A 9,832-nucleotide genomic window follows, 5' to 3' on the forward strand; every position below is an offset into this window, starting at 1 on the left:
GTTTCGTCCACCAAATCCTTGTCTTTCTCGAAGCTTACCAAACAACCAGTTATCTAACATACCATTGATCTCGACAAACTCATCTTTCGTCAGATCAGCTTTGAAGCTTGTGAGAAACGCTTCATCATCATTGGCTGGTAAGTTAATGACTCGTTCTTGAAGACCATTTAACACTTGCGTCGTAAAGTAAACAGGGAATCTAGCCCCCTTTACAAATGAGGTTTGCTTAGGCAACAACAGATTACACGCGTTGTTTGATCCTATCTGGATGAGACTGAGCTTTTCCAATTGTCGAAGATACAGATGCGTTGAAGCATCGTTCAACCTGTACTTTTCTTTGATTTGTTGAACGGTAAGCTCTTCCGCTAGTTCTGACCAAAATGAAAAAAGAGATGGATTATCATAAAAAGCATCATCTTGTTCTTGCGAAAAAACAGGAATTGAAGAAATGTTCTCTTCAGCCTCAGAAAGAAGCTTCGATACTGGTGTCTCTGTAAGATTAACAATAGCTATTAACCTTTGTATGGAAAGCGGTTGTAAGTTGTTTAGCAACCTTTTGACACTGACTTCTGATACTTCGAGTTCCGTAGCGAGTGTGCGATACGAAATATTGCACCTCTTAAGCTCTCTTTTGAGTAATTTACACACTTCTAATGATAGTTGTTCATCCATTTCGTCTGAATTATCCCTATATAGATACTGAAAGTATCTTAATACTGTCCTTTTTGACTTTAAGTTGCACTAATGTATCAAAATAGGATGATTTAAACTAAACAAGAGAGGGGGACACACTGATGAAACAGAGCGAGTTGGTTATACGATTTGGAATACAACAAGGCATGCACTGGATGGTAGTCGGGTTACTTATCCCAGTAATAACTCTTATCTTTCAATCTAGAGGGCTAAACCTAGCAGAAATTGGAGTTGTCATGGCGGTGTGGATCGGGAGTACTGCGATATTAGAAGTACCTCTCGGCGGTGTCGCTGACACCTTTGGGCGCAAAAATACGTACTTGTTTTCTCTAGCACTTAATTTGTTGGGTTGCCTTGCTCTTTTCTATGCAAGTAGTTTGGGGGGTATCTTGGTAAGCGCTATGTCTTTGGGAGCTTCAAGGGCTGTTTATTCTGGAAGTCTAGACGCTTGGTTCTACGATTCTTTTGTTAACTCTATGGGAGAATATTCGTACCACACAGCAATTGCGAAAATAAATGTATTGGTTACTGCTGGACTGGCTACAGGGTCTTTGATAGGTGGGGTTCTGCCTAACAGTATTGTTAGCTCATACATTGAAACATTTAGCGTATATGACATCAATATTCTCGTAGCTAGCGTATCAAGTATTGTCTTGTTTTTTCTGACATGGGTGCTGCTTCCTGAGCAGAAAAATATCAAAGAAAATACCCAAAACACCATAGCCATCGCGATGCAAACTAGTATTACGGCGCTTACAGTTTCTTTAAATCAATGGACTTTAAGATTGCTCTTTCAAGCTACACTCGTTTTTGGAGCAGTGATGAGCGCCGTTGAAAATTTCTGGCAACCTTATCTGGCAGATTTGATAGGAACGGCACCTGATGACTTGACTCTTTTTGGCATCATATCAGCACTGTATTTCTTGATGTCAGCTTTATCATCAGTACTCTCTATTCCCTTATTAAAAATATTTTTCGGTTCACATAAAGCCTTAATATTTACAACTAGATCACTTGCTGGCTTTTCACTGCTCTTGCTTGCGAACGCTACCAATACCACAAGCTTTGCTTTATTGTACTTGACGTTTTTCTTTCTCTTCACCATGGGGAATAACTCCGAGCAAGTATTACTTAATGAGAACACTCAAGAAGAGATTCGCTCAACCACTTTATCCATAAGCTCTTTCGCTGTTACATGCGGTGGGATGCTTGCCTCTTTGACTATGGGAGTCATTTCCGAGTATTTCGGGATATCGATTAGTTGGATATTGTGTGGTTCGATACTCTTAATTTCCTCGCTGTATTTCCTTGTTATCCGTGAAGTAAGCAGAGCAGAATCTACGTAAAGTGTTTTCGAGCTGGGCAACTCATAATCGTTCTAAAAACCAATTTATGTACGTGTAGTGCGCAAATGGCGGGCTGAGTATTTCTTCATTATATTTGCACAAACTATATCTACAGAAATAATCTGTGAGTGACAGGTTTTGTCCATTTTCGTTCACGTGCGGTATCTCTGTAAAGGGCGTAGTACTGCACTTTGCAGTACTAAAACTTATCCGAAGGGTAGATTTTTCCTCTGTCCGCTAACTGATTTCTGTCCAGAGGCTTCATAGAGCTGAAGTCTTACATGTGGCAATTTTTAACAAAGTGCCTCCTAGCTCGGATCTGCCCCGTTACTGGTTTAACCAAATAGTTTACGCTCTCGATTCGGTAAGCTTTGACCAAACATAACTAATCTGAAATACAAAACTCACAAAGTGCGAAAAATAGTTTCATTTTGCTGCTCTTGGCTCAAATGCAAGATTAAAGTTATCGGCACCTTCATTTAATGAGAGTATTACTATTGAGCAACTGATTGGAATCACGCCTCATTTAACGGCTTTCAAAAACAACCTGATTGAAGTCGAACCAACCATTAGTAAGAAGATTCATCGCATTCACTTTGTGAGAGATTCTCATGTCTTGTGCGCATTGAAACAGAGGAATGTAAATCGCTTTCCGAATCAATTCGCGCTCAATTCGCTGATAACCTTGAACACGCTTACTTTCATCTGACTGAGCTAAATTATCAAATACTTGTTGTTCGAACCAAGGCTTAGATTGCTTATTCAGGCTCGCTGTCACGGTGTTATTGCACAACAACCATCCAAGCCACGAACTCTCTTCATGTTCACCAAATACTTCACCAGAAACAATAATATCCGCTTTCGATTGTCGCGCTACTTGGTCAAATTCAGGGTATGGCAACACGGTAAGGTTTGAATCTAAACCATGCTGACACAGCAACTCAGTGATGTTTTCAGCCGCTTCAATATGCCCAGGCAGCTGATAAGTTAACACCTCCAGCGGCACCTGATTTACCGAAGATAAGTCCACTGCTTTGCCTAATTTTAAGGGTTCAAGGCTTGTCATGCCTGAGGCTCGTCGATAAATCATAGTGTCTCTCACACCGTTCATCGGCAAGGATTGCAGCAACTGTTGGATGTATCGACGATGTTTTGCCGACTTCATCCATGCGTTGTTTGCACTATTTAAACAAGCGTAGATACAGCCTTCTTCCCATTGTTGTACCTGCGTGTATTCATCTGCACTATCCGGGGCCAAGCTGCCATGCACAATATCGCAATGCATTTGAAAGTCTTTGGCAGATAAGCCCATGTTCCAGATTTCTACGCCATCTAACCAAGGCCGATAACCATGATAATGAGCGGATGCAGTAAGTAGTGTTCGGTAGTTGGTTTGCTCTGCCAATCGAAACGCTCCACTTCCAACTATCGATCCGTCGCTGTTCAGTTTGTAAACCGACAACGCACCATGCGTCATCAACCTTGGCAGGTAGTGAGACAAACGTTTGGAACGGATTCGCAAGGTGTACTCGTCAACCACAGAAAATTCATCAATGAGTAAGAACAGGCCTCGACTCACCGAGTTTGATGAGATGATCGACTCATAGGCAGCTTTCACATCAAATGCAGTAAGTGCTGAGCCATCCCAGAACTTAAGTGATTTACGCAGTCGTACTTTCAGCGTGTCACCTGTATGTTCCCAAGTTTGCGCTAGATCCCCCTCCAACTGACCAGTATTCCTATTGAAGCGTAATATTTTGGCATAAAGATAGTCAGCGATATGTTGCTCAGTACGCCTGGATATTTCATAAGGGATCAAGCTGTGCGTCGCTCGATAAAAAGGGATTTGGAGGATGTCTTGATCGCTATCTTGCTGTTGATATTGACTAACGAACTCGGCAATAAACTGATCACGATCTTTGCTTCTGATTAGGTTCAACGCTTGATCGGCTTTTCCCTCGTTCATCCAGAACTTAGCTTGTTCGATTAATGTGGTGTGCACCGACTCTTTAAGGAAAAGCTGAGGTAAATTACCTCTGCCAACGCCCGATTTCCAATCAATGATCGACTCTTCCACCAGCCTTTTGATAACCAACTGAGCGTTACGACGCGTGCAGTTCAACGCTTTCGTTATGTCATCTAATGAAATCGGTGTCCATCGACCTATCTCAAATCCAAAATCTCGCAAAAATACCAAAGCTAACCAATAGCGCATAAAGGTGAAATCCTAAAATTATATTTCTATTTTTCTTCATCTTTTAATTTCAAATAATAGCCGGGTTACCAAAAATAAAAAGGATATTTAGATGAATACGTTAGCCGAGTCTCATGGCTCCATTTGGAAGAATAAAACCTTCGTTACACTGTTTAGTAGCGCTCTGTTTGTGAGCTTTGCAAGCCAAATCTACACACTTGCATTACCTTTATTGGTGTATGAATTGACCCAATCTTCCGAGTGGATGGGGTGGATGAGAGCCGTTGAGTTTCTACCCAATTTATTACTGGCTCTGTTTATTGGCGTGTGGGTCGATCGCAGTGACAAAAAGCAGTGGTCGCTAGCCATGTTGCTGGGACAGGCTATGACGGTGTTTACCTCGTTCCTAGCGGTTGAGTTTCTTGCAGAGCCATTATGGATTTTGTTCCCATGTGCGTTCTTAATGATGGCGTTTAACTACGGCTACCACAATGCGCGTATGTCGATTCAGAAAAGCGCGCTTTCTCATGACACTCAGAATGTGGCGACAGCTCGAATGAGCTCCTTAGGCAGCTTTATGGAAACCGTTGGGCCTGTACTCTCAGGCGCGATCATGTTACTTGCAACCATTCATAACATCTTCATCGGTGTAGCGCTTTTGATGCTATTGGCTTTTTGGCAGCTCAAAAGGCTCGACGTAAAAACACCCATCAACAAAGACAAACAAGGTACTTTCAGCGCTATAAAAGAAGGATGGCAAGCACTACGTAATGAGCAGAACATGTGGTTAATTACCCTTGCTGTCATGGTCATCAACACAACAGGTGCAGTATTTTGGATTCAGGCTATCTACTACGCCAAAGCAGATTTAGGTTTGAATGCGGTGGGCGTTAGTTATCTGATCGTCGCTTCTGGCCTTGGTGGTCTTATTGGTGCATTCAGTGCCGACAAACTACGCAAGAGATGGGGGCTGGGATGGCTTCTCATTATCTCTATAGCACTCGAATCCATCGGGTTCGTTATTCCACTTGTAATGGAGAATCAAACAGCGCTTATTGCTGGGTTCTTTTGGATATCCGCGGTAGGTCTATATAGCAGCATCTGTATCTGGAGTTACCGCCAAGAAGCCTTTGATGTCAGCATTCTCGGCCGAGTAAACGGTATAACAGGCTCGCTGTTCAAACTCCTAATGCCATTTGGTCTTGCTGGCTCAGGCTATCTAACATCATTGATTGGTATTGAGTGGTTGTTCATCGGATGCTTTGCAACACAACTACTAACAGCGTTTTGGTTAATGACGACCAGCGTCCGCTCTATCCGTTAATAGAAAATTGCTGATTAAAAAACAATACATTTTGCTGAGAATCATCGTTGGTAGCAATAGACGTGCCCCCTCCTTTAATAAAACGGGGGCATTAAACTTATCTACTTCCCATACTTTTAGTTATCTATGAATTGCTAATTTAGGGAAGGCTGTAGCTTATTTATGTCCAAATGCTTCTCAGGTTGATTTTTTACTCGTGGCACTTTCTAACTCAGAAGTGCCCAAAACCTGTTAGATCAAATACTCTCCACATTTTAGGTGCGTGCGTTTTCCCTACAAAACCTAATATCAAGTTCATGGGTAATTTACTTACCATCTTTACTTTCTTTTCTGTGTGTATATACAGTTTATTTGGTTTTAATATGGAAAGTTAATTTGGTGTGTGTCCTGAATTGCTTTTTGAAAAAGCGCTCAAGTGATCATTGAAGAATAACTTGAGCGCTTCAACAAAGCTTAGACTTGCCTACCTTATAATTTCAGCATAAACAGAGAGATCATCAAAACCAATATATCTTTGTGATAGTTTGCCACCTCGATCACTTCCCTCACCGCTTACAATATCCAGAAGGAAATACTGCTTGCCAGACTTTAGGCCCAAACCACTGAGATTAAAGTTTATGTTCTTCGAAGCAACTTGTCCTTTCTTATCAGCAACAGCACCTAATTTTTGCCCATCTAGCGGCACATAATTCATACCGTCTGAAGAGTAATATAGCGTATAGTAGCCAAAACTAGTTCCTCCAAGGCCACCTCCAATATAAGCATAAGAGGTTACGGAGGCACTATGATGAGTGAAATCAACCATAACATCCTCATCTAACTCTATTTCAAAAGTAAACCATGTAGACTCTCCAGAGTTCTTGCCATCAGGTCGTCCAAAATCGTTTTCCCTTTGCGTATGAAGCCGAATATCATCGCCTCCTTGCCTATTATACCGAGATTGATTCGGCTTTCGTTTAAACCCTGTTCCAGTTGCCTTATCCTTCAGATTCGATGTTTGCCAATGTTGGTTGCTTGACTGGTCAAAGCTCACCATCAACTCCTCATCAGTTGTAAAATCAGTAAAGAAAGCAAGTAAATTCGGGTCAGGCGTTTTTACTCCAAAATGATCGCTCCAAACCTTGCCGGATTCATTTTCACTGAATAAACGGAAATAATACTTCTTGTTACGCTCTAAGCCTGTAGCTCGAATCGTGTTGATGCCTTCTGAAAGCTCATCACTGCTGATTTCAATAAAGTTAGACCACCCCAAATATTGATAAGGACCAACTTCATTTTCTCCAACGATAGACTCTGTGTAAGTTAGCCTGTTTTCCTCTCCATAATAGATTCTTACGATAGAAGAGTTTGTTACTTGACTTAGATTAAACTCAATATCCATAAATTCTTCACTTGAAACGATATTTTTTGTCAATAAATCAACTTTTAATGGTGAAGTCACAAAGTCTTCAGCGGTCTTATCTTTTATATGCTCGGGTGCAGGGGTGGGATGACTCAATTGCATCACATCATTACTGTTGACAAAGTGCTCCAGTCCCGTTTGCGAGAGGATAAAATGATCACCATTATCACTGACGGACCAATTTTTTGTCACTGGTTTGCTATCACTGCCCATTTGTCCTGTTGGCTTCATTTGATCAAGGTTATGCCATTTAAAATCACTGCCATATACCCAACCTTTAAAACTCACTGCTCTTGGTATATGCCCACTTCTCTCTGTGTTTGCCGCCCCGGTCACCTCGACAAAAGCAGATGCTCTATTTGTTTCTATCGATGGTTTTAAAGTATCCCTTGCAGTACCAAACAAACGCCACTCTTGAACAGCGTGATCAAAAAAATAAGAGCTGAAAGTATCATAGTATTCAGGAGAGCCCGTACTTGCTCCAAGCACTCCGGGCTGCAAACGATACGCCAAGAGCTGGATTGGGTTAGTTGCCCCTAAATAAGGGTCCCAGTCTCTAATTTTTACTCCGGTTCCCTCATGCCCATACCATGAAAAACGACTTCTTGGTGACCCAGAAGCAATAATATGTGGCATATCTATAAATGCGAGAGGCTGCTCTCTTCGACTGAATGCCCAAAGGCTAAAATTAAAGCCAGATGGCACTCTAGAGTCTTCTAATCTTGTAGAGCCTATGTAACCAAAAGGAGTACTAATAGGAGAGTATGAATTACCTCTAGATGTTAACTGCTCCGTTTCGAAAACCCACAAGAGCCCTTGCTCATTTTCTGGTAAAGTAGAGCTGGTAAATTGAGCATGAACAGCCACTGGACGCCACCGAGCTCGAATAAGTGCACTATCTTTAATACTGGTTCCCGATAATAATACTTGCTTTAAGACTCCCACCTCCTGACCAACGATCGACTTAGCTTTAAGTGACAGGTGGTAATAACCTGATTGTAAGTTCTCATCAGAAGTAATCCTCCATTGGCTGTCGCTATCTGTATCGCTATTAGCGTAACTGACACAAGGAACTGACAGAATTTCACCTGAGCGTTGGTCTTTTAACGACACCTCGACTACCGAGCCATTTTGCTCGCTAATCAATTCAACAACAGCTTGAAATGTACCCGTATTTTGAGTCAGTATGGGCCAAACTAACTCCCCATTGGCTGATCTCCACCCGGTTAATGATTGATAGTTTTTACCCTGTGTAAACGTAGAATCAGGAAGTATGGCGCCGTCACCATAATCATCGAATGCTTCAAAGCCCTCATTTTGATTAAAAAAGACATTATTTGGTGTTAGCTTAAGGAATTTATTGGGCGTACGTTGAACTTGAAAGAAAGCACCATTACTCATGGCATCAACATTCATTACTTCAACTGAGGACCAATATTGAGCGTCGTTATCCTCTAAGTTAGGCGCGGATATAAGTTTTTCGCAAACAAGACGTGCTTGGAGTTGGAGTGGGGTTAGTAAACTCAAACCTAGCCAGAGATAACTCTTTTTTATGTTCATTGGGAATAGTCCATTAGATTAGTTATTTAAGTGATGAAAATAAAAATAAATTAATGAGTGAATGAGAAGTTTGATTTCAACATTCACAACTCGAAAAGCTAGAGCAAAGCCAATGAAAGTAAAATTTTCTATTATTTAAAATGAGACCTGTTAAAGTGGCTTTTTGTAGGCATGTGATCACTGTTTAAGATTTTAACCAAGACATTGATATGACAAGCAATTGGGCAACGTTTAAGGTTTTAAGATAGCTTTCTTATCTGAGCTGGTGCGACTAAGTTATTAAAACTAATAAGATTTTTTCAGAACTTTAACAGGCGGCACTCCGTGACTTCAAAATGCCCCTAAATTGTTCAGAGCTAAAACTCTACACATCTTATGCGACATGCGTTTACCCTACTAAACGTTATTCGATGGAGTTGATAATTGTGTATTCTCGTCATTAGGAGACATCTTGCAGTCTAACTTCCCTTTAAGTGGTATAACTTATTAACTATCAGTTGAGTTAATATAAAAAAGATTGCACTATCGAAGGGTGAAAGACGACTATGTGTCGCCTAAGAAGCGTTAGGCATAAGTGGCAATTATTTAGAAACTAATATTATGAAAGATATATTTAAACTAGTCTTAGATGACAATGAAGAAATACTCTGGGTGGGAAAGCCTTATTTTATAGCATACATGCTAAATGCTTCTTTTGTGTTCTTTTGCGGAATACTGCTATTTTTATTTTTAGGCAGGTCATCCTCGGAACTTTTTTCTACAGACCCTGTGCAGCTTTTATCTGAAGGGTGTGTAATGTGGTTTGGTTTAGCGCTAATACTATACAAGTTGCTAGTATATCCAAACACGTTTTATGCGTATTCCAACAAGCGGCTTCTCTTTCGTAGTGGCTTTATGGGTATTGATTATAAAGTAATTGATTACGATAAGATCACAAATGTTGAAGCTAATATTAATCCTATTGAGAGTTTGTTTAACGTTGGAACGATCAAGGTTTTTTGTGGTGAAGTCGGTGGTAAAGGTCAAAAGATTACTAATGATATGATAGCGATTCCTTACCCAAATGATACGTTCAGAAATATCAAACAAGTTTCTATTGATGTGAAGTCTGACTTACTCTATCCAAACTCACTTCGCCCTGAAGATAACCCCGGTTACGAGACTAAATATAAAAAGTGATTGATTTTGTTGAGTAATGCCTAACAAACTGTTTAAGAGTGATTCGCAACGCGTGGCATTTTCACTATGCGTTGCGTCCAGTGTTTAGGTGGTATGCGGCGGCTTTGGTATTGCGTTGCTCACACCTTAACAGG

General features: G+C 40.8%; 6 protein-coding genes. 3 read left to right on the forward strand and 3 right to left on the reverse strand.

Annotated features, from left to right (window positions below):
• On the reverse strand, window positions 1-672 hold a 672-nt coding region (locus tag KIO97_RS25685; RefSeq protein ID WP_285384322.1), incomplete at its 3' end, for a helix-turn-helix transcriptional regulator.
• Window positions 673-794: 122 nt separating this feature from the next.
• Between KIO97_RS25685 and KIO97_RS25690 the strand changes: the two genes are divergently transcribed.
• Window positions 795-2,039 (forward strand): MFS transporter, encoded by a 1,245-nt coding sequence (locus tag KIO97_RS25690; RefSeq protein ID WP_285384323.1) that lies wholly within the window; start codon window positions 795-797, stop codon window positions 2,037-2,039.
• A 526-nt stretch (window positions 2,040-2,565) separates the two neighbouring features.
• On the opposite strand, the gene KIO97_RS25695 is transcribed toward KIO97_RS25690, so the two are convergent.
• On the reverse strand, window positions 2,566-4,254 hold the full coding sequence (locus tag KIO97_RS25695; RefSeq protein WP_285384324.1) for an ABC transporter substrate-binding protein: 1,689 nt from the start codon (window positions 4,252-4,254) through the stop codon (window positions 2,566-2,568).
• 91 nt (window positions 4,255-4,345) lie between these two features.
• Between KIO97_RS25695 and KIO97_RS25700 the strand changes: the two genes are divergently transcribed.
• Window positions 4,346-5,557, forward strand: a complete 1,212-nt coding sequence (locus tag KIO97_RS25700; RefSeq protein ID WP_285384325.1) for an MFS transporter — start codon at window positions 4,346-4,348, stop codon at window positions 5,555-5,557.
• A 463-nt stretch (window positions 5,558-6,020) separates the two neighbouring features.
• Here the strand turns inward: KIO97_RS25700 and KIO97_RS25705 are convergent, their stop codons facing one another.
• Window positions 6,021-8,519 carry a DUF3472 domain-containing protein gene (locus KIO97_RS25705; protein ID WP_285384326.1) on the reverse strand — a complete coding sequence of 833 codons (2,499 nt, stop codon included), beginning with the start codon at window positions 8,517-8,519 and terminating at the stop codon, window positions 6,021-6,023.
• Window positions 8,520-9,119: 600 nt separating this feature from the next.
• On the opposite strand from KIO97_RS25705, the gene KIO97_RS25710 reads away from it, so the two are divergent.
• Window positions 9,120-9,698, forward strand: a complete 579-nt coding sequence (locus KIO97_RS25710) for a PH domain-containing protein (protein WP_285384327.1) — start codon at window positions 9,120-9,122, stop codon at window positions 9,696-9,698.
• Window positions 9,699-9,832: the final 134 nt, after the last annotated feature.

It is taken from the genome of Vibrio sp. B181a (genome assembly GCF_030248375.1).
Lineage (GTDB): Bacteria > Pseudomonadota > Gammaproteobacteria > Enterobacterales > Vibrionaceae > Vibrio > Vibrio campbellii.

Excerpts from the sequence above, each read along its gene's own strand:
- KIO97_RS25710 (WP_285384327.1), top strand. The coding sequence starts at position 9,120 with ATGAAAGATATATTTAAACTAGTCTTAGATGACAATGAAGAAATACTC.
- KIO97_RS25700 (WP_285384325.1), top strand. The coding sequence starts at position 4,346 with ATGAATACGTTAGCCGAGTCTCATGGCTCCATTTGGAAGAATAAAACC.
- KIO97_RS25695 (WP_285384324.1), bottom strand. The coding sequence starts at position 4,254 with ATGCGCTATTGGTTAGCTTTGGTATTTTTGCGAGATTTTGGATTTGAG.
- KIO97_RS25705 (WP_285384326.1), bottom strand. The coding sequence starts at position 8,519 with ATGAACATAAAAAAGAGTTATCTCTGGCTAGGTTTGAGTTTACTAACC.
- KIO97_RS25690 (WP_285384323.1), top strand. The coding sequence starts at position 795 with ATGAAACAGAGCGAGTTGGTTATACGATTTGGAATACAACAAGGCATG.